General features: G+C 30.1%; 17 protein-coding genes. 10 read left to right on the plus strand and 7 right to left on the minus strand.

The annotated features are described in order from the left end of the window. The first annotated feature begins 3 nt into the window (after positions 1-3). The 4 genes from rodA to bhYOR_RS03660 all read left to right on the plus strand — a co-directional run bounded on the left by rodA (position 4) and on the right by bhYOR_RS03660 (position 5,282). Complete coding sequence (rodA, locus tag bhYOR_RS03645) at positions 4-1,323, plus strand: rod shape-determining protein RodA (protein ID WP_025400021.1); 1,320 nt, start codon at positions 4-6, stop codon at positions 1,321-1,323. Positions 1,324-1,476: 153 nt separating this feature from the next. Beyond that, positions 1,477-3,228 (plus strand): threonine--tRNA ligase, encoded by a 1,752-nt coding sequence (thrS, locus tag bhYOR_RS03650; RefSeq protein ID WP_025434117.1) that lies wholly within the window; start codon positions 1,477-1,479, stop codon positions 3,226-3,228. 1 nt (position 3,229) lies between these two features. Beyond that, the gene (gene pgsA / locus bhYOR_RS03655; protein ID WP_025400023.1) at positions 3,230-3,853 is read left to right on the plus strand and encodes a CDP-diacylglycerol--glycerol-3-phosphate 3-phosphatidyltransferase; all 624 of its coding nucleotides are present in this window, start codon (positions 3,230-3,232) and stop codon (positions 3,851-3,853) included. Then, on the plus strand, positions 3,843-5,282 hold the full coding sequence (locus tag bhYOR_RS03660) for a hypothetical protein (RefSeq protein ID WP_025434118.1): 1,440 nt from the start codon (positions 3,843-3,845) through the stop codon (positions 5,280-5,282). Before pgsA ends, bhYOR_RS03660 begins: the two co-directional genes overlap by 11 nt. Here bhYOR_RS03660 and cyaB read toward each other — a convergent pair. Further along, positions 5,259-5,783, minus strand: a complete 525-nt coding sequence (cyaB, locus tag bhYOR_RS03665) for a class IV adenylate cyclase (RefSeq protein ID WP_025400025.1) — start codon at positions 5,781-5,783, stop codon at positions 5,259-5,261. The genes bhYOR_RS03660 and cyaB overlap by 24 nt on opposite strands. A gap of 98 nt (positions 5,784-5,881) precedes the next feature. On the opposite strand from cyaB, the gene bhYOR_RS03670 reads away from it, so the two are divergent. From bhYOR_RS03670 to bhYOR_RS03685, 4 genes are read left to right on the plus strand one after another with little or no spacing between them, the layout of a single operon-like run. After that, a complete protein-coding gene (locus tag bhYOR_RS03670) occupies positions 5,882-7,201 on the plus strand; it encodes a TrkH family potassium uptake protein (protein ID WP_012422472.1) in 1,320 nt (439 codons plus the stop codon). 6 nt (positions 7,202-7,207) lie between these two features. Further along, a complete protein-coding gene (locus bhYOR_RS03675; RefSeq protein WP_025400026.1) occupies positions 7,208-7,990 on the plus strand; it encodes a potassium channel family protein in 783 nt (260 codons plus the stop codon). A 12-nt stretch (positions 7,991-8,002) separates the two neighbouring features. After that, a complete protein-coding gene (locus bhYOR_RS03680) occupies positions 8,003-8,974 on the plus strand; it encodes a nucleotide-binding protein (protein ID WP_025400027.1) in 972 nt (323 codons plus the stop codon). Positions 8,975-9,012: 38 nt separating this feature from the next. Next, entirely contained in the window at positions 9,013-10,356 is a 1,344-nt protein-coding gene (locus bhYOR_RS03685; RefSeq protein WP_025400028.1) for an ATP-dependent 6-phosphofructokinase, read from the plus strand. Between the two features lie 39 nt (positions 10,357-10,395). Here the strand turns inward: bhYOR_RS03685 and bhYOR_RS03690 are convergent, their stop codons facing one another. The 5 genes from bhYOR_RS03690 to bhYOR_RS03710 form a co-directional block, all read right to left on the minus strand. After that, positions 10,396-11,727 carry a CoA-disulfide reductase gene (locus bhYOR_RS03690; protein WP_025400029.1) on the minus strand — a complete coding sequence of 444 codons (1,332 nt, stop codon included), beginning with the start codon at positions 11,725-11,727 and terminating at the stop codon, positions 10,396-10,398. 8 nt (positions 11,728-11,735) lie between these two features. Beyond that, positions 11,736-13,148, minus strand: coding sequence for an L-cystine transporter (locus bhYOR_RS03695; protein ID WP_247088212.1), 1,413 nt, complete (start codon positions 13,146-13,148; stop codon positions 11,736-11,738). 89 nt (positions 13,149-13,237) lie between these two features. Continuing rightward, a complete protein-coding gene (locus bhYOR_RS03700) occupies positions 13,238-14,812 on the minus strand; it encodes a glucose-6-phosphate isomerase (RefSeq protein WP_247088214.1) in 1,575 nt (524 codons plus the stop codon). 49 nt (positions 14,813-14,861) lie between these two features. After that, complete coding sequence (locus bhYOR_RS03705; protein WP_247088216.1) at positions 14,862-15,254, minus strand: ParB N-terminal domain-containing protein; 393 nt, start codon at positions 15,252-15,254, stop codon at positions 14,862-14,864. Between the two features lie 5 nt (positions 15,255-15,259). Next, positions 15,260-18,088, minus strand: a complete 2,829-nt coding sequence (locus bhYOR_RS03710; protein WP_025400033.1) for a penicillin-binding protein 1A — start codon at positions 18,086-18,088, stop codon at positions 15,260-15,262. Between the two features lie 453 nt (positions 18,089-18,541). On the opposite strand from bhYOR_RS03710, the gene plzA reads away from it, so the two are divergent. Further along, positions 18,542-19,327 carry a c-di-GMP-binding receptor PlzA gene (plzA, locus tag bhYOR_RS03715; RefSeq protein WP_025434119.1) on the plus strand — a complete coding sequence of 262 codons (786 nt, stop codon included), beginning with the start codon at positions 18,542-18,544 and terminating at the stop codon, positions 19,325-19,327. A gap of 7 nt (positions 19,328-19,334) precedes the next feature. Then, positions 19,335-20,423, plus strand: a complete 1,089-nt coding sequence (locus tag bhYOR_RS03720) for a tetratricopeptide repeat protein (RefSeq protein ID WP_241763800.1) — start codon at positions 19,335-19,337, stop codon at positions 20,421-20,423. 2 nt (positions 20,424-20,425) lie between these two features. Here the strand turns inward: bhYOR_RS03720 and bhYOR_RS03725 are convergent, their stop codons facing one another. Continuing rightward, positions 20,426-21,448: an L-threonylcarbamoyladenylate synthase gene (locus tag bhYOR_RS03725; protein WP_025400036.1), complete on the minus strand. Its 1,023-nt coding sequence runs from the start codon at positions 21,446-21,448 to the stop codon at positions 20,426-20,428. Positions 21,449-21,555: the final 107 nt, after the last annotated feature.

Genomic DNA, 21,555 nt, shown 5'->3' on the forward strand with positions numbered 1-21,555 from the left:
TAAATGGCTGTTTTTAGAAGAAGTTATGATAGTTTGGCATTATTTAGTTTGGTGATGATATCTTTTATTGGGGTTTTGCTTATATATTCTAGTGATTATACTTCTAATGGCTCTCTAATGAAAATTGAATATATCAAACAAATCGTATGGGTTCTTGGTGGATTTTTTGTAATTTTGGTAATAGGAAGATATGATCTTAAGATCATACATGGAATGATCTATCCCTTATATTTTTTGTTGATTGCTTCTTTGATTTTTACTGCGATTTTTGGTGTTAGTGTTAATGGAGCTAGATCTTGGATTGGAATTTGGAAATTAGGTGGGCAACCTTCAGAGCTTGGTAAGATTATTAGTATTCTGACCCTTGCTAAATTCTATAGTAGTAAGAATGAGTATCATAATTTTTTTGTTTTTGTTTTTGCTTTTATGTTAATTTTTCCTATTATTTTGTTTGTGTTTTTACAGCCTGATTTTGGTACTGCTGTGGTTTATTTGAATATGTTTATATTTATTTCCTTTTTTGCTGGTATAGATATACACTATATTTTGTATTTTGCTTTAACGGGATTCTTTTCGTTTCTTTTTGTAGTGTTGCCGGTTTGGTATGAATATAAGGCTGATATGGGCAATGTGTTATATTTGATTTTTTCTAATAATTTCTATTTTCAAGTAGCTTTTTTAGTATTAATTTTGGTGTTCTTATCTTCTGCTATAGGCTTTTTTGTGTCAAAGTATAATTTAAATGTTAGAGTTATTTACTTTTATATCTCATATATAAGTTCAATTTTACTTATTTCATCTTTTTTTTCTAAATTTCTTTCAAAATTCATGAAACCTTACCAAATTAAAAGATTTTTGGTTTTCTTAGATCCAAATATTGATCTTAAAGGGGCTGGATGGAATTTAAATCAGGTAAAAATTGCTATTGGTTCTGGTGGTATTTTCGGTAAGGGATTTTTAAAAGGTCCTTATACTCACGCAAATTATGTTCCATCTCAGAGTACGGATTTTATTTTTTCAATCCTTGCTGAGGAATTTGGTTTTGTGGGAGTTAGTGTAGTTTTAATATTATTTTTCTTTATTTTTTTTAAGATTTTAATCTTAATGAATAAAAGTAAGGATAGATATATGTCTTTGGTGCTTGCTGGTGTACTAGGTCTTTTGTTTTTTCATACCTCTTTTAATATTGGCATGTCTTTAGGGCTCTTGCCAATTACAGGTATCCCCCTGCCTTTTCTATCTTATGGTGGTTCATCTACTATTACTTTCTTTTTTGCTATGGCTCTTTATTTTAATATTGAATCTATAGTAACTATGGATTAAAAATTTTATTTGTTGGTTCTTATTGTTTTGTCTGTTTTTTTAGTAAATTTTTTTGTATATTTTATTGAGAAGATTTATTGTTTGTTTGTAACTGTGATTGGGGCTTAAATTTATTATAATAATTGATATTTAGGGTCTTAGTAAGGAGTTTTTATGAGTGAAAAATTAGATCGAGAGAGCCTTCTTTATAAGAAGAGACATTCAATCGCACATGTTATGGCAGAGGCTGTGCTTGAGTTATTTCCAAATACTAAGATTGCTATAGGGCCTCCGATTAAAGATGGATTTTATTATGATTTTGATTTTGAAAAACATATTACAGAAAATGATCTTTTGTTAATAGAACAAAAGATGAGAGAAATATTAAAGACAGGGAGTCCTTTTATAAAGGAAGTGATAACTAAAGAACAGGCTTTAGTGCTTTTCAAAGATGAACCTTATAAAATGAATTTAATTCGTGGACTTGATATTACAGACGAGATTTCGATATATAAAAGTCATAATTTTACTGATCTTTGTAAAGGTCCTCATGTTGATAATATGGGTAAAATTGATCCAAAGGCATTTAAGTTAACTAGTATTGCTGGTGCTTACTGGCGTGGCGATGAAAAAAATAAGATGCTTACTCGTATTTATGGGACTTTATGGAATAATGAAAAAGATTTAAAAGCGTACCTTAAATTAAGAGAAGAGATAAAAAGGCGAGATCATAGAAAACTTGGTCGTGAACTTGATTTGTTTTCCGTTCATGAAGAAATAGGCCCAGGTCTTATATTTTTTCATCCAAATGGTGCTAGAATAAGAGCTTTAATAGAAGATTTTTGGAGAGAAGAGCATTTTAAGAATGGTTATGATGTACTCTTTACGCCTCATGTTGGTAAATCTTGGCTTTGGGAAACTTCTGGACATTTGGATTTTTATAGAGAAAATATGTTTGAAAAAATGGAGATGGATAAAAGTAATTATTATGTTAAGCCTATGAATTGTCCATTTCACATTGCGATTTATAATACCGGAAGGCATTCTTATAGAGATTTGCCGTTTAGGTGGGCTGAACTTGGTACGGTGTATCGTTATGAAAAGATTGGTGCTCTTCATGGTACTATGCGTGTTAGGGGATTTACTCAAGATGACGCACACATTATATGTACTTATGAGCAAGTTAAGTTTGAGGTTCAAGAGGTTTTAAGATTTGCTCTTTATATGTGGAATCAATTTGGATTTACTGACTTAAAAGCATATCTCTCGACAAAGCCAGAAAAAGCTGTAGGGGATGGGGATGATTGGGAAATGTCTGTTAAAGTTTTAAAGGAAGCTTTGATTGATCTTAATATTGCTTATGAGATTGATGAGGGAGGTGGGGCTTTTTATGGACCTAAGATTGATCTTAAAATAATTGATTCTCTTGGGAGAGAATGGCAGATGAGTACAATTCAATTTGATTTTAATCTTCCTGAAAGATTTAAGATGACTTATACAGCAGAAGATGGTAAGGAAAAGCGGCCTTTTATGATTCATAGAGCTCTTCTTGGTTCTATTGAGAGATTTTTTGGAATTTTGGTAGAGCATTATGGGGGAGCATTTCCTGTGTGGTTGGCGCCTCTTCAAGTTGTAATTATTCCTGTAAACAATGTTGTAGAAGAATATGCATTAGAGGTATTGTCTTTGTTTAAAAATGAAGGGATTAGAATAAGGCTTGATAATGATTGCAATATGAGGATGAATGCAAAAATTAGACAATATCAATCCAAAAAAGTTCCCTATATGTTTATTATAGGAGAAAAAGAGGTAGTAGAAGGCAAAATTTCGATTAGAACCAGGACAAATGAGCAGATTAATGGACTTGAACTTAAAGAAGCACTTGAATTTGTGAGACTAAAGGTAAAGAATAAGGAGATTTTATAAATTGAATAGCAAGAGTATAATTAGTCCCAATAAAATAACTTTTTTTAGAATTATATTATCTTTTGTTATCTTATTTATATTCTGTCTTGAAGGTTTTTGGAATCCTTATTTATTTTTAATTTTGATTTGGTTTTTAATTATTTTTAATGAAATAACAGATCTTATTGATGGATATATTGCAAGGAAATATGATTTAGTTAGTAATATAGGCAAGATTTTAGATCCTTATGCAGATGTGTTGCAACATTTAACATATTTTGTTTTTTTCTTTTATAAAGGTATTACTCCATATTATTTTTTTGTGATATTTATATACCGTGAACTTTCTGTTGGTGTTATTAGGAATTTAATTATTCAATTTGATATAGTTCAGCAAGCTAAGTTTTCCGGCAAAATAAAATCTTTATTTTATGCCATTTCAACATTTGCCAGTCTTTTTCTTTATAGTTTAGACAAATTGAAAATTACTACATTGATTGAAAAATTTATTAGTTTAATTTTAAATCTAGATTTTAATTTTTCTTTTATTGTTGGAGTGATATATGCTATTTCTGCCTTTTTGACCCTCATATCATTAATTGATTATATTGTAATATTTTTGGATCTTGGCAAGTATGAGAAGTAATTTCTTATTAATATTTGTTTGGTTACTAATTGGTTTTTATTCTCATGCTCAGTTAAAGCAGGTGTTAACGGAAGTTGAGCCTTTAAGTATTTCAAGTGAAAGTGGAAAGGGAAGTATTTATCTGAAGGTTAACAAGTCTTCTAACTATATCTTAACTTTTGATATCTCTCTAGGTTCAGATTTCGTCTATATGGTGTATGATGTCTTGAATAAGAAATATATAACAGATAAGATAAGGAAAAGAGATGTTAATCTTAAATTGCATAAAGATATTCTTTATGCTGTTATCTATGTCACATCTGAGAATGCAAATATTAATTTTGTTCTTGCTGATTTAGATTTGTCAATAATAAGTGATAATGCTTTAAGAGCTAAAACATCCAATATAAAAAAACAAGATAAGACTTTTTTATTAAGGGATTTGCAAAGCTTTCAACTAGGTTCAAAGCTTAAAAAATATATTTTAAGGACTTATAATCGTGATATTTACATTGCTTATCAGATGGAGGATAGTGATAATATTAAGGTTTCTTCATTTATTGAAAATATTGGTTGGTTTGATATAAGTACTGCTGTTAATAATAATATTACTGATATTGCATGTTTTGATTTTGCAGTTAATTCTAAAGGGGAATTATATGTTGTATTTACTACTAAGAGTACTGATGCTTTTTCCAGCGAACTTATAGTTAAAAAATTTAATAGTCGAAAGTGGATTGATATTAGTCCTAAATTTAGAACTAATATTGGATTTTTGGTAAATATTAGCATTGATAAGAGAGATAATCTGTATGTAGCTTACTTAAAGAAAGTTGGCAGTGAATATAAAGTAAATTTTGTTGCAAATAGAGGATATAGTAATATTTGGAATAATGTTATGGATTCTTATGTGTCTAAAGGTAATGCCTATGTTGATGTTTCAAGTATTGGTATCATTTCTGAACCTTTTTTGGGAATTTTTTATAATTATAAAGTAAATGATTATGTTAATTCTGAGTTTATTGTTGATAGAGGTAAAACTTGGGTAAATGCAAATATTCAGTCTGCGAATATGGCAGATTCTATCAAGATGCTTTCTAATTTTAAATCTGGTCAGGTTGTTTTAAATTACATAACAAAGGGTAGACCTATTATAAGTGTATTTTCCCTGCAAGATGATAAATGGAAAAATATAAGTCCAAATATTAAGATCAAGGGGATAACTAGTGATATTTTAAGTTATAGAAATGATTTGTTATTAACGTTTGAAGATGGTGATGATATCAGACTTATTTATTTTGATGAGGATAATTGGTATTTTTTAAATGAATCTGAAATTTTTAAGAAATCTGCTTGTAAGCCGCAGTTTGCAAAATATCAAGATGAAGGATTTATATTATCATATTTGAGTTTAGATTTTAAAGTTTTATCCTTTAAATTGATTAGCTAGTATTAATTCAAAGTATGATTTTTTTTCAATATTGTTTTGTAGTTTAAATTCTTTTATTGTTTCGTAAATTTCTGTCTTGGCAAGACTTAATTCATTCTTATCATAAATTATTTTTTCAATTTCCAAATAAAAACCAAGATTTTCAATGTCATTAATTTCTATGTTTAAGTTTCCTTTTTGATAAATTAAACTTTTTTTGATTTTTTTGTATAGAATTTTAAAATTCATTTCTTCTAGAAAAAATATAAAATTGTTTATTTGGTCTACTTTAAATTCGATTTCCCTGTTTATTTCTATGTCATTTTCTAAAGATTGGATTTTAAATGTTACAATCTCTTCTGAGGTATTGAATTTTCTTATTCTAATTATTTTTTCTGTGTTAGAATAGTAAGTATCATTTTTGATTTCTTCTTTAATAAATTTGAATTTTTGATTAGCCAATTTTAATATTTTTTTAAGTTCATTTTTGGGAATAAAAGCTTTCAATTCAATTTCAAACATGTATTAAAAATAATAAAATTATGATAATATTTCAATGTCTTATGATTTTGCTGTTTTGGTAATGATATCTTATGTAGTTTGTTATATTTTATGTTTTTATGTTGAAATTTGAGTTTAGTGATAGGTTTTTTCTTTTCAGTTATTTTATCCTGATTATGTTTTTGGGTTCTCTATTGTTGTCATTGCCCATTGCTTGGAATGGTGAGGAAAAACTAGAGTATATAGATGTTTTATTTACATCTGTATCTGCTGTTAGTATTACGGGACTTGTTACTGTTCAAATAGAGAATTTTTCTACTTTTGGATTTATCGTAATAATGTTATTGATGCAATTTGGTGGTCTTGGGTTTATAACAATTACTACTTTTTATTTGCTTATTCCTAAGCGTAAGTTGAAGTTAACCGATGCCCGGATAATAAAACAGTATTCTCTTTCAAATATTGAATATAATCCCGTTAAGATTTTGAAAAGCATACTTTTTGTAACTTTTTTAATTGAATTAATTGGACTAATATTAATATTAGTGTGTTTTAAACTTCGAGGTATTAGTATTTCATTGCTTGAGGCTTTATTTACGGCAATTTCAGCCTTTTGTAATGCAGGGTTTTCTATGCATTCTGAGAGTATTTATGCGTGGCGTGATGTTCCTGAGGCTATAGTTGTTATTGCTATTTTGATTATTTGTGGAGGACTTGGGTTTATGGTATATCGTGATGTTACTAATACTATTAAATATCATAAGAAGTTGTCTCTTCATGTTAAAATTGTTTTCTTACTGAGTTTCTTTTTAATTGTTTTTGGTGCAATCGTATTTTTTTTATCAGAAATGCATAAACTTGAGGAAGGCTATTCACTTGGAACCCTCATATTTAATTCAATATTTTATTCAATAAGTACCAGGACTGCTGGTTTTAATTATCTTGATAATTCTCTTATTGCAGGTAGAACCCAAATGCTTTCGTTGCCATTCATGTTCATTGGTGGTGCTCCAGGCTCAACTGCTGGGGGGATTAAGATTACTACCTTTTTTCTAATTATTCTTGCTGTAATAAAATCCCAAGATGGTAATGGTTATATTATTGGTTCTTATAAAGTTTCAATTGATAGCATAAGGTTTGCACTTTTATTTTTTGTAAGGGCTGTTTTTATTTTGTGTTTTTCATTCTTTGTTCTTCTTGCTGCTGAGAGTGGTGGAAAATGGAGAGTTATTGATTTAGGATATGAAGTTTTTTCTGCTTTTGGTACTGTTGGTTTGTCAGTTGGTGTTACACAGGATTTGTCATTTTTAGGGAAAGTAATTATAATTTTTACTATGTTTGCAGGTCGGATAGGACTTTTTTCTATGGCAATTTTTGTTTCACGAAGATCTCGTTTTGAAGAATTTACAAGACCAAGGCAAGATATTTTGGTGGGTTAGGGAAGAATGAAAACGTTTGTTATTATTGGTCTTAGTAATTTAGGGATTCATATTCTTGAGAATTTGAGTAAACTTGATTGTCAAATTATTATTGTTGATACTTCAAAGGAATTGGTTGAGGAATATGATGTTATTGCTACAGAAAGCTTTATTTTGGATCAATTTACTAAAAATGCTTTAAAAAAAGTTATTCCTGTAGATACTGATGCTGTTATTATTGATTTTGATAATGATCTTGGGAAAAGTGCTCTTGTTACTCATTATTGTAATCTTTTAGGTGTTAAAGAGATATGTGTTAAAACTGAAGATAGGGATGATGCTGAGATATTAAAAACTCTTGGTGCTACAAAAATTATATTTCCAAGTAAGGATGCTGCAAGAAGATTGACCCCACTATTAGTATCTCCTAATCTTTCAACTTATAGTATTGTTGGTCACGACATCATTGTTGCTGAGACTGTTATTCCGAAAGAGTATGTAGGCAAAACTCTTCTTGAGGCTGATTTAAGGAGAGAGAAGGGCATTACAGTTATTGCTGTTAGAAATTTAAGCAATTCTAGGTATGAGTTTGTGGATGGCGATTATTTTTTCTTGAAAGATGATAAAATCGTAATTTGTGGCAAGCCCGATGGAATCGAGAATTTTACAAATAATAAGGATTTGATTAAAGATTTAATATCAGTTTCTAAAGCAGAGGATGTTTCTTCCAAGGGGGATTTTAAGAAATTAGGATTTTTAAGATTTTTTGATTTCATGAAAAAGTTTAATAAAGATAAGAAAAATGATTAATAGGATTTGAAGATGACTAAGATTATTCCTGTTGCAAGTGGAAAGGGTGGTGTTGGAAAAACGTCTTTTGTTGCTAATATTGGTTATAAACTTGCATGTTTAGGTAAAACTGTAATACTTGTTGATCTTGACCTTGGTGGTTCTAACCTGCATACATGTTTAGGGGTTAAGAATACTGGTGTTGGAATAGGTTCCTTTATTAATAAACGTGAGAAAGATTTTTCAAGTTTAATTCTTAAAACGCCTTATAAAAAGCTTTATCTGATTCCAGGAGATGCCCTTTATACGGGAACAGCTAATATTCCTTTTTCTATTAAAAAGAGGATAATAGACTCGATTCAAAGAGATCTTGTTGCTGATTTTGTTTTCATAGATTTAGGCTCAGGTACATCTTATAATACAGTAGATTTTTATTTGTCAGCTTACAGTGGTATAATCGTTACTGTTCCAGAAACCCCTTCAATACTTAATGCTTATTCTTTTTTGAAAAATGCACTGTATCGGCTTTTGTATTTGAGTTTTCCTTCAAAGAGTGCTGAACGTGAATATATTAGTAATTTTTTTAAAAATAAAATAGAAGGTACGAATGTTAAATTTAAAGATTTAGTTACGGGGATTGAAGTTATATCTTTAAGTGCATCACTTAAAGTAAGAAAGATGATGAATAGTTTTTATCCTAGAGTTGTATTAAATAGGATAGAATCTAGTGAAGAAATAGCCATGTGTGAAAATTTAATAAATGTTGTTAAAAATAATATTAACATACCGGTTGAATTTATTGGTTTTATTCCGTTTGCAAAGAGTTTTAGAGAGTCTGTTAATAATAGAGTTCCATTTATTGATTTTGATAGAAATTCAAAGCTCAATAAATATTTTGAGTTTATTGCAGGTAATTTAATTAAGTCTCCTATTGAAGGTTCGCCTTATATTTATGATGATATATACGATATGATTAAGGAGCAAAGTCAATTTATTAGGAAATAATTGAATTATAATGATATTTATTATGGAGGAGGAACTTAATGCATAGAATTAGGAATGAGAATTTAGATTTTAAAATAGAAAATTTAGGAAAATGTGAACAAGATAATCCTTTGATTAGTTTTTATGCTAAGGAGAGTCATGTTCACTTTACTGATGAGACTAGTAAGATTAGATTGAATGTTTATAAAAATGAAGAGGGTTGGGAGCAATATGAGAATATTTTTTTAGAGAAAGCTGGACCTAGATATAAGATTTATTTTGATCCAATTCATGTTAAGGCGGCAATTACTACTTGTGGAGGTCTTTGTCCAGGTTTTAATGATGTTATTCGTTCAATTGTTAGAACTTTATGGAAAGTATATGGAGTTTATAATATTTATGGAGTTAAGTTCGGATATCAGGGACTTTTACCAGAGTCTAATTTGAGTTTTATAAAGCTAAATCCTGATGTAGTAGATGATATTAATCAGCTTGGTGGTACAATACTTGGTTCATCAAGAGGGGGAATTAAACCTGTTGAAATAGTTGATACTTTGGAGAGGATGGGAATTAATATGCTCTTTAATATTGGTGGAGATGGAACACAAAAGGGTTCTGTTTTAATTGCTGAGGAAATAGAGAGAAGAAATTTGAAAATCGCTGTTGTAGGTATTCCAAAGACAATAGATAATGATTTGATGTTTGTTCAAAAATCTTTTGGGTTTGAAACGGCTGTGGAGCAAGCAGTTGCTGCGGTTGCTGGTGCTCACTTTGAGGCAAATAGTGCTTATAATGGGATTGGTCTTGTTAAGGTTATGGGTAGAGATTCTGGGTTTATTGCTGCTTATACTGCTTTATCTTCTAATGATGTTAATTTTTGTCTAATCCCAGAACTAGACTTTGATATTGAGGGGCCTAATGGGCTTCTTGCACATCTTGAAAGACGCCTTTTGGCAAAAGAGAATTTGGATGGGATGCCCCATGCAGTAATATTAATAGCAGAGGGAGCAGGACAAAAATATTTTGATCCTGGTAGTCGTAAAAGAGATGATTCTGGTAATTTGCTTTATGAAGATATTGGACTTTATATTAAAGATAAGGTTAATACGTATTTTAAGTCAAAAAACATTCCAGTTAATCTTAAATATATTGATCCTAGTTATATTATTAGAAGCTCACCAGCTAATGCTAGTGATTCTCTTTATTGTGCTCGTCTTGGCTCAAATGCTGTTCATGCTGCTATGGCAGGTAAGACAAAATTATTAATTAGCTTATGGAGTACAAAATTTGTACATATTCCAATAAAAATGGCAGTAATTGCTAGAAATAAAGTCAATATAAATGGTTCTTTCTGGCGGGATGTTCTTTCAAGTACTGGTCAGCCATTTAGTATGAAAAACTAAGATAAAAGTAATTTAAGTTTTCTTTTATCTTAGTTTTAGTTATTTTGCTGCATTGCCTGCAATATTTAATGCATCCCAAGTTTTTGAGAATGGTGGAGAATATGCGAAATCCATCATTCCAAGCTCATTTGTTGTAAGTTTTGAATAAATAGCAAGGGATAGTGCGTGCATTCTTGTTGCAGCTCCATTTTTACCAATTATTTGTGCCCCAATGATTTCTTTTGTTTCTTCATTGTATATCAGTTTAATGTACAAATCTTCTTGATTTGGGTAATAATTTGTATGATTTTTATCTTTTATCAATACTGTTTTATATTTAATTCCAAGACTTAAAGCTGCCTCTTCTGTAAGACCAGTTCTGGCTGCTTCAAGAGATAGGACTTTAATGGACGCAGATCCTAGCGTTCCTTTAAAAGGAACGCGTATTCCTGCTAGATTTTCACCAATTACCTTTCCTAATTTGTTAGCTGTTGTTGCAAGGGGAATGTAATCATTTTTCTTGCTTACAATATTATAGACTGTAGCGCAATCTCCTGCAGAGAAAATGTTTTCTGCACTGGTTTCGCCATATTCATTGATAATTATTGCACCATTTTTTAAAGTCTTAAGTTGACCTTCTAAGAATTCAGTAGCAGGTTTTATTCCTGTAGAGAGAATTACAAGATCTGCCTTATATTCGGATTTATTTGTAATAATTCCTTCAACTTTTTCTTTTCCTATTAAGCTTTTTGCAAATTCATTTGTGTGGAGTAAAACATTGTTTTTTATTAGTTCTTCTTCCATTATATTAGTTATTTCTTTATCGAATGATTCGGTTAGTATTCGTTTGTCTAGTTGGATTATTCTTATATTTTTTCCTAAAGCTTTAGCAGCCTCGATCATTTCAATTCCAATATATCCAGCTCCTATTATTACTATGTTTTTTATGTCTTTTTTCTTGAAAAGTTCTCTTATTTCCTGTCCGTCTTTCATATTTCTTAAAGTATAAAAGTTATTTAGTTGAATATTGCTAATTGGAGGAATGATAGGATTTCCTCCGGTTGCAATCATTAATTTATCATAAGTATCATTGAATATTTGCTGTGTTTTAAGATTTTTTACTTTAAGGGTATTATTTTTTATGTCGACTTTAATGACTTCATGTTCAGTAAATACTGATATTCCATTTTGTGCAAATTCTTCAGGTGTTCTAGCTATCATGTTGTTTGGTTCATCAAAGAATCCGCCAATGAAATATGGTAGTCCGCAAGCCCCAAAAGATGTAGTATTTGTTTTCTCATAAATGGTGATATTTAATCCTTTATTTGTTCGTTTGGCTTTTGCAGCAGCACTAGTTCCTGCCGCAGTTCCGCCAATAATTATTATTTTCATGGAATTCCTTATTTTTCTATTTCATTTTGATTATATTTTTCTATTTCATTTTGATTATTATACATATTGATGTCTAATTGATTAAGGTTTTTGGCTGTTATTATTCCTGCAATCATTGCACCGCTTACATTAACTGATGTTCTACCCATGTCAATTAAAGGTTCAATAGATATTAGTAGTCCAACAAGTTCAACGGGTAGGTTCATTGATGAGAGAACCATTAAAGAGGATATTGTTGCACCTCCTCCAGCTCCAGCTGCTCCAAATGAGGTTATTATTATTAATCCTATCAGTTGGAGTAGGAATAAAGGTTCTGTTGGGCTTATTCCTTGGGTAGGAGCAATCATTATTGCTAGCATGGCAGGATGGAGAGCTGCACAACCATTTTGTCCAATGGATGTTCCAAATGCACTTGAAAGATTTGCAATGCCTTCACTGACTCCTAATTGTTTAGTTTGTACTTCTACATTAACAGGTATTGTTGCTGCACTAGAACGAGATATGAATGCAAATGTTAAAACTGGCCAGGCTTTTTTAATGAAGATAATTGGGTTTAGTCGGTTAAGTGCAATTAGTGACATGTGCATTAAAATTGTAATACCAATAGCAATATAAGATGCAAGTGCAAATTTACCAAGTTTCATGATACTTGCAATATCACTTGTTGCTGATATTTTTGTAATCATTGCTAATATGGCATAAGGTGTTAATTTTAAAATTAACATTATCATTCCTGAGGTTAAATCTTGTGCTGTGTATATTATTTGTTTAAAAATTTCTATTGATTCTGGTTTTTTTTTGGCAATCCTAAGAGCAACGATTCCTACTAAGGCAGCAAATATTACTATTCCAATTGTTGAGTTTGGTCTTGCTCCTGTCATATCTGAGAATATATTCTCAGGGATAATTTCTGATAGTTTTTGTGTAATTGGAGTTTCCTGTAGGCGTTCAAGACCTTGATTTAGTTTTTTGCCCCGTGTAATTTCATCTACTCCAGGTTGGAGTCCTTCTGCTGTTAATTTAAAGGAGAGAGATGTACAAATCCCAATTATTGCAGCAATTCCTGCTGTAAATACAAGCATGAATATTACAGATAAGCTCATTTTCCAAATGTCCTGACTATTTGTTAGTTTTATTATTGCCGATATTATTGAAACAAGTATGAGTGGTATTACCATCATTTTAATAAGTCTTACATATCCTATGCCTAAGATATTAATCCATTTAATACTTTCATTTAATATTGTTGATTCTGGTTCATAACAATATTTCATAGTTATACCAAAGACTATTCCTAATCCTAAGGCTATCAATAGTCTTTTTGTAAATGAGATGTGTTTTTTATGTAGAAAGTATAGAAATCCTATTAATATAAGCATGATTGTAATATTTAGTAGTGTGTATATTATTATTGCGTCCATCCTTTTGCCTCTTTTTTATAAATTTGAATGTATATAGTATTTTGAATCATATTAAGTACTTATAAATTAACTTTATTACTTTTTTATTATCAAAGCAAGCTGTCATAAGAGCTTATTATGCCGTCTTTTAAGTCATTGTTCTTTAAAATTTTAGTTGCAATGACTTTACCAAGTTGAACTCCCTCTTGGTCGAATGAATTTATATTTAGTAAGAATCCTTCAAACATTACCTTGTTCTCATAGTGGGATAGTATTGCACCTATTGTATAAGGTGTAAGCTCTTTTGAATATATTAATGCAGAAGGTCTCTCGCCTTTAAAGTTTTTATTTTTATTTGTATCTTCTTTGCCGCAAGAGAATGCTATTATTTGGGCTATTAAATTTGCTTTTAGCTTATTATTGTTTGATGTTCCCTCTAGAGTGATATCCTGTTTTAGTTGAGACTTACTAAAACCTATGAAATCCATTGGTACTATTTCTGTTCCTTGATGAAGCATTTGAAAGAATGAATGTTGAACATCTGTTCCAATGCCCCCCCAGATTATTCTTACTGTTTTATAATCAATTTTTTCTCCAAACCTGTTTACACTTTTTCCATTGCTTTCCATTTCAAGTTGCTGCAGATGAAGATAGAAATTTTCCATTGCTTTTGAATATGCAATAATACAGTTACTGCTGTAGTTGAGGATATTACTTTCGTATATACTAATTAGTGCTGCTAGGAGAGGGGCATTTTCTTTTACGTTTTTATTTAATGCTTTTTTATCAACCTCACAAGCCCCTTTCAATATTTCTTTTGTAACGTTTTCTGTGAAGCAAAGAGTAATTAGGGTAAGTCCAACAGCTGATGTTGGTGAAAATCTCCCACCAATTGAATCATGCATAAAGAAGTATTCAAGATATCCTTGTTCAAGTGCTAGCATACTTCCCTTTGAGGTAATGATTATAATCTGTTTTTGGTATTCTTTGATTCCATTATCTTCTAATTTTTTAATTAAAAATCGCATATTAGATGCTGTCTCTAGTGTGGTTCCGCTTTTTGATACTATAATAAATAGGGTTTCTTGCAAGTCTATTTCACTTAAGATTTCTTCTGATTCATCTGGGTCAACATTTGAAATAAAATAGGCTTTCATTAGATGTAAATTTTTTTTCTTAGCATAATTTTTAATTGCGGTGTATAGTGCTTTTGGGCCAAGACTCGATCCACCAATTCCGATTTGTACCACATTTTTAAATACTTTTCCACTTATGCTCTTAATTGATCCATTCTGAACTTGTTTTGCAAATTCAAAAATTCTTTTAAGCTCGATTTCAAAAAATTTCCTCATATTTTCATTATTTTCTGTGACTTCTATGCCAAGTTGCCCTCTTGTTAAATGGTGTAAAACTTTTCTGTTTTCGCTGATGTTAATATTTTTGCCATCAATGATTTCTTTATATTTTTCTATTAGATTTGCTTCATCGCTTAAATTTTGAAATATTCTTAGGTGATTTTCGTTAATCTGTTTTGTAGCGTAGTTATAATGTACGTGCTTCCCTTCTATCTTGATTTCATATTCTTTTATTCTATCTTTGTTTAAAGTTTTCTTTAGTTCTTCGGGATTGATTTGTTTTAATTCTTGAAAATTTTTGAGTTCATTAAGATTAATGTATTTAAGCATAAAGTATCTCCCAACAGTTTTTATATTTTTTATGTATTTAAATTTAATTTTATTTTTTTATTTTAAGTATTTTTTTTATTTTAAGTATTATGAGATTTATATATCTTATAATTATATTTTTTTCTGAATAATTTTTTAATTGCTCTTCTCCTGCCTCTGCTTCACTTTTTGTAAATGATTTTCTGGTATTATTCTCATCAAGTTCAATTTCTAGTAGAGCTTTTTTATCTTCTATGGGAATTACTTTAACATCGACTTCTTTATACCCAAGTTCTTTTAATACTTGATATCTTCTAAAACCAGCTATTAAATTTTTGTTTTTATCTATTATTATTGGATAAATTAAACCATGCTTTTTGATACTTTCTTTAAGAGTTGTGGTATCTCCTATATTTTGTCTGATTCGTCTTTTAATTTTTATTTGTTCTAAATCTATTAACATATTTATTAATCCAATTGAATATTATCTCCATTTACATCTTTGTGCTCATTATCATCAATTTGTTCATTGTAATCAGTAATAGAGCTTTTTTTATTTGTATTATCTTTATGTTCATTGTCTTTAATTTCTTTATTGTTATCTTTATCTGTATCATCTGTATCAATATTATAATCTATATTAGTATTATCGTCTATATCAATATTGTTTGTCTTTGTGTTATTGATAGTATCCTCTATTCTTATATCTGGCATATCATGATTCATATTTGCTTTATTATTCTCAGTTTCTAACTCAGTTTCTAAATTACTATCTGGATTATTATTGTTAGTTTCATTGATGTCATTTTCAGGTTCTGTTCTATTGTCTATTTCATTTAATTTGTTAAAGTCATCCATAAGATATTCAAATTCATTAATCTCAATGTTTAGTTCATCATTGTCATCTATTTTATCAATTCCATAAACATTAAATTCCATTTTGTTTAAAAATTCAGATTTGTTTTCGTAGTATCTTGACTTTTCAAATGGTTGAGTACCTGCAATGAATATTTCATTTATTGTTGTTTCGTTAGGTACTCCTTCTGGTAATAGTCCTGTTTCTGATTGTACTTGCACATTGATTATTCCTTTAGGTCTTATGAAAACTTTTTTAGGTAAGTTCTTATGGTATTCTGCCATAAATTTGCCCCAGCTAGGACCAGCAATACCTGTTCCTGTTCCAGCAGTTCCTAATGAATATCCCTTTTTATCAAAGCCAACCCATAAAGCTGTTGTTATGTAGGGTGAATATCCTATTGCCCATCCGTCGGCCCAATTTTGAGTGGTTCCTGATTTTCCTGCAATGTCAGATTCGAAGTCTTTAAGATTTGTATATCTTTGATTTGCTAATGTTCCGTATTGTATTGTTGATTTCATCATGTCTGTCATAATATAGGCAGTTTGAGGAGATACTATTTGTGCATTAGCTCCTTTGTTTTTGATTGCTGTTAGTGTTTCAGATTCTACATTTGCTATTACTTTTCCGTTTCTATCTTCAATGTATTTAATTCCATATGGTTCTATTTCTTTGCCATTATTTCCCAAAATTGCGAATGCTCTTGCCATTTGTATTGGAGATGTTGATATGACACCGAGTGCAAGAGGATATACTTTAGGAAAGGTTTTGTTTATTTCATTTTGATCTTTTATTCCTAATAATTTAGCAGAATATTTAATTGCATTTTCAAATCCTAACATATCGAGTATTCTAAGAGAGGGAATATTTAAAGATAAAGCTAGTGCTTTACGTGTTAATACATTTCCTCTCCATTTGCCCCCGTAGTTCTCAGGAGCATAAACTTCTCCTTCTTGATTGAAAAAGGCTACTGGAGAATCTGAAAACATTGTTGCAGCTGTTATTTTTTTCAGATCAATAGCTGCTGAGAAGTATAAGGCTTTAAATGCACTTCCAGGTTGTATTTTTGCTTGGGTCGCTCTGTTAAATTCGCTTCCCTTTCTATATCCGCTTCCTCCAACCATTGCTTTAATTGCCCCTGTTGCGGTATCTAGTGCTATGAATGCACCTTCTGGTTGTACAATTAAATTTGGATTTGTTGTATTGTTAATTGTGTATTCTCTTGTTGCTTTGTCTATTTTATCAATGCCTAATATTGCTGCAAAGCTTGCAATTAAATCAATATTATCCTCGTAAAATTTTCTTGTTCTTAATTTTTTATATTGTTTGCCGTTTACTCTGGTGTTTCTTATTCCAAGTAAATCAGATATTGTATCAATTACTGGCACTATTTCTGAGTTAATTATCAGTGTCTCAGATGATTTGGTAGAGTTATACATTTTTCTTGCTTTTGTAATCATTTCTTGCGTAACTTCATTTGCATATTTTTGAGCATTAAGATCAAGTGTTGTGTATATTGAGTACCCGTCTTTGTATATGTTTGCTCCGGCTGGGAGATGTTTAGTTATTCTTTGTCTTATGTATTCTGAGAAATAAGGTGCATTATCTTCTTTATCAGAGATAGCTGATGTGTCTGCCATACGAGTCCAATCGTAGTTTGTCCAGTATTCATTAAATTCTGCCTCAGCTAGTTCAGGGCTAATAATTCCGTTAGATGCTACTTGATTTAATACTGCCTTTTGTATTTTTTTAGCGAATTCTGGATTATAAAATGGTGAATAGAGTTTTGCGTTTGGTAGTTGTATAATCATTAAAACAGCTTCTGCAGTGTTAATATCTTTGACCCTTTTGTTGAAAAAGAATTTTGAAGCTGCTACTACTCCGTAATTTCCGTTTCCAAAATAGACTTTATTTAGATATTTCTCAAGTATTTCATATTTTGATAGTTTCTTTTCAAGTTGTATGGCCCACCAAATTTCATTTAGTTTTCTTAAGATCGATCGTTTTGCTTGGTTGGTATAGAGAAGTTTTGCTAATTGTTGTGTTAAAGTACTTCCTCCTGAGAAATATCTTCCAAGAGCAATATTAAAAGCAGCCCTTAAAATTCCCATAAGTGAGAAGCCTCTGTGGAAAAAAAAGCTAAGATCTTCGCGTATTAAAAGTGTATTTATTAAGTTATTGGGCATTTCTCTTAAAGAGAGTAGTTCTCTATTCTCATCAGATATAAATTGTGTTATTATCCTGCCATTGGTGTCAAAAAGTTTTGATGGTATAGCAGGGTTTACCTCACCAAATTTTTTATCTCTTTGAATGTTTATAGTTTCAGCTATTGTAATTGATAGTAAAATAATAGAGAAACTAATAGTAAAATATGTTAGATAAATGAGTATATTATCTTTTTTACTAAAGTTAATCCTTTTCAAGTTATATCCTTCTGGCATAATTATACTATAAATATGTTAAAAATTGATATTTCTCATGAGTTGTTATTAATGTGAAAATACTGTTATAATTCCTTCTTATATGTACTATGTGGATTCTGTAATGTAAATAGGCAAGGAATGAGAAATATGGGAGTCTATATTTCATAAAGTATTGTTTTTTTGTTGATAAGTGAGAATTACGTGTGGCTAGTAACTTAAATAAGAGTTTTTTTCTTAAGGTTTTTTAAAAGCTCTTGTTTATGCAATTGATTTTGCATTTTGATTTTATTTGGATATGAATTTGATTTCTATATATTATGTTGAATAAGTTACGAACTATTGGTTGTATCTAATATTTTGGGATAGAATTACTTTAAAGTGTATGCATAACTTAAAATTTTTGAATTTTATTGCTTTAATGTTCCTGAATATCAATTTTAACATGTTTGTTAGATTTCAAAGGAGAGGTTTATGTTTTTGTCTCGAAAAATAAAAGCTTATGAAGCTAAGTATAAGGGTAAAGAAATTAAGATGAGTACTGAAATCAACAGTTTCCTTAATATTAAAAATTCTGTTGAAATGAGAATTGGTACTTATGTAGCAAATGGTGTAATTTATTCTATTTCTATGAGTGCTATTAAGCTTATTTTACAGGATGATAAAGTTTTACCTGTTTTGGCACAAAATGGAAATTCAGGCAATATTCAGTTTAAGAGCTTTGATAATGTTGGAGATGATTCTTTTTTTATTCCCTCTTTAATCGTTAAGTTGGTAAATACATCTTCTTATTCTGTTCAAGAGAAGGAGTATAATTTGTTGACTCTAGATTTTTTATCTCCCCTCTCAGAAGAGATTGCAGTTAAGATTGGCAAATTGCTTGATTTGAAGCTTGGACAGAATCAAAGAATTCATGAGCGTATTATTATTGATAAGGATTCAATTAGAAAACTTAATCTTAGTTCTGATAAAGCTTTTATTAAGGTTAAAGGCGTTAAGCATAAGTGCTTGATTAAAGACATGTCTTATGGAGGTGCACTTTTAATATCTTATTTTGATTATGAGGGAATGGATGAGAGTAATCCTGATTTAACTTTAAGTTTTGATATTGCAGGCAAGGAAGTATCTATTGTGGGCAAGGCAAGAAATTTAAGTGTTATTCAAACTCCTAATGGTAAGGTTTTAGCTTTAGGCATTGCATTCTGCGAGGAAAAGATTCCCCTTGCTTATACTATGTTAATCCATGATTACTTTAATTAGGGGATTTATGCTTAAGAATATTGTTTATGTTTCTCTTCCAGAAGATTTTACAAGTCAAATTAAAGATTTTATATTTGATCCTAAGATACTTTTACCCGTTGAGGTTGGTGATGTTCAGCATTTTTCTCAAGATGAACTTAATTTTGAGGCTGTTATGTCAGCGATTCTTAAGATCTCAGCTTATGATCAAGGTAATGTTAATTTTCCTTATTATAAAAAGCTTCTCTTGGCTTTAAATCCGAATATTGTCAATATGCTTATTCATGTTGGACTTACTAAGGTTGATGAGGGGGATTATAATTTGGCTCTTGAGATTTTTCTGGCATTAAAGGGTATTGATGATGAGAATGAGGTTCTTCTTTTTAATTTGGCATTATTGTATGAGAAAATGGCTGAAAACTTCTTAAGGGTTGATCAAAATATGGAGGCTCTAACTAGTAATCAAAATGCTTTAAAGATTTATGAAAGACTTTTAGAACTTGAAAGTCCAAATGAAAATGTGTTTGCAAATGCTGGTTTTTTCTTTGTTAAACAATACAAATTAGACAAGGCACAAGAGTTGCTTAAACATTATTTGAAAATTTCTAATAATTTAAGATTAAGAAGTAAGGTAAGTGAGGTTTTAAATGCTATAGGAGTTCATCAAAGTTTAGCCTTAAATCTTGAGAGAGTATATGATCTAATAATTTTATCAAAGGAAGATAAAGCTATTGCTGAACTTGTTAAACTTTTAGAATATCATGAAGGTTCTTGGAATGCTTGGTTTTTGCTTGGATGGGGATATAGAAGAAAGGGGCTTTACTCTGAGGCAAAAGAGGCTTTTCTTAAAGTTTTGTTTCTTGATCCTAAGAATGTCGATGCCATGAATGAGCTTGCAATCTGTTTAATGGAACTTGTTGAGTTTAATGATAGTCTTAAATATTTACTTAAAGCTTTAAAGCTTGAACCTGATAATATCAAAATTATTTCAAATCTTGGAATTCTTCATCTAAAGATGGAACGTAGTAAAGAGGCTAGAGAGTATTTTGAAATAGTTCTTGAATATGATTCAAGTGATCCTATTGCCCTTAAATATTTGGAATTATTGGATAGTTAATTTTAATGTATTGTTGTATTGCTTTTAAAAATAAATTTATTCAGACTGGCTTTTTTAAGTCTATTGTTAATTGAATATCCAAGTTGACTGTTATCTACAAATTCAGCAAGTATTTGTTTATATTTTTTCTCAGATTCTACAAATACTTTGTAAATGTTTTTCGCATATTCTTCTAATGTGTTGAAAACACAAATATTATTCATATCCCAAAACCTGTTAAACCAGTATGATTTAAAAGTATCTCTCATAATGAGCACTTTTGTATCCTTTTGTGAGGCATGCCATCTTATATTATCTTTTTGCTTAAATAGATAAACAGGGATGCGTGGTCTGTAGTGTTCTAGTAAGTTTCCAGGTGATTTAGAGAGCATTTCTTTTTCCACTGAATATTCGACTCTAAATGCCCCCTTAAGTTCTCTCTCTATCATTTCTTTTGTGATTGAACCTGGTCTTAGTATTGATATATTTCCTTTAAGATCGAATCCTATAACGGTTGATTCTATTCCAATTTTTGATTCTTCATCTTTTTTGATAATTCCCTTAACTAGACCGTCAAGTTCTCTGATTGACATTTCAAAATTAGTGGCACTAGGACGTCTTGACAAGTTTGCTGATGGGGCTGCTATTGGAACTCCGCTCATTTTTATTAACTTTAAAGCCACAGGTTCTGATGGTATTCTTACTGCTATGCTTTCAAGTCCTCCGCTTATGAAGTTAGATACTTTGCCTGCATTCTTTAGTATAAATGTTAGCGGGCCTGGAGTGAATTTTTGCATTAAAATCAGTGCACTTTTTGGTATATGTTCGACAAGTTCATTTATCTTTTTTATTGATTCAACATGTACTATTAAAGGGTTTGTAATAGGACGCTTCTTTACTAGAAAAATCATTCGTACAGCGTCATCATTATATGCATTAGCCCCAATTCCATATACTGTTTCTGTGGGAAATACTACTAATTCCCCTGCTCTTATAAATTTTGCTGCTTTTTTTATTTCCGATTGTTCTATAATCTCTGTTTTCATTAATGTCATTTCCTATTATTTTACTTACTTATTCATTAAAGCAAAAAAATTGCAAATAAACAATTTAGGTTCGCTTAGTTTGAGTGATTTTATGTTATAAGTCTTAA

Source organism: Borrelia nietonii YOR (genome assembly GCF_023035795.1).
GTDB lineage: Bacteria > Spirochaetota > Spirochaetia > Borreliales > Borreliaceae > Borrelia > Borrelia hermsii.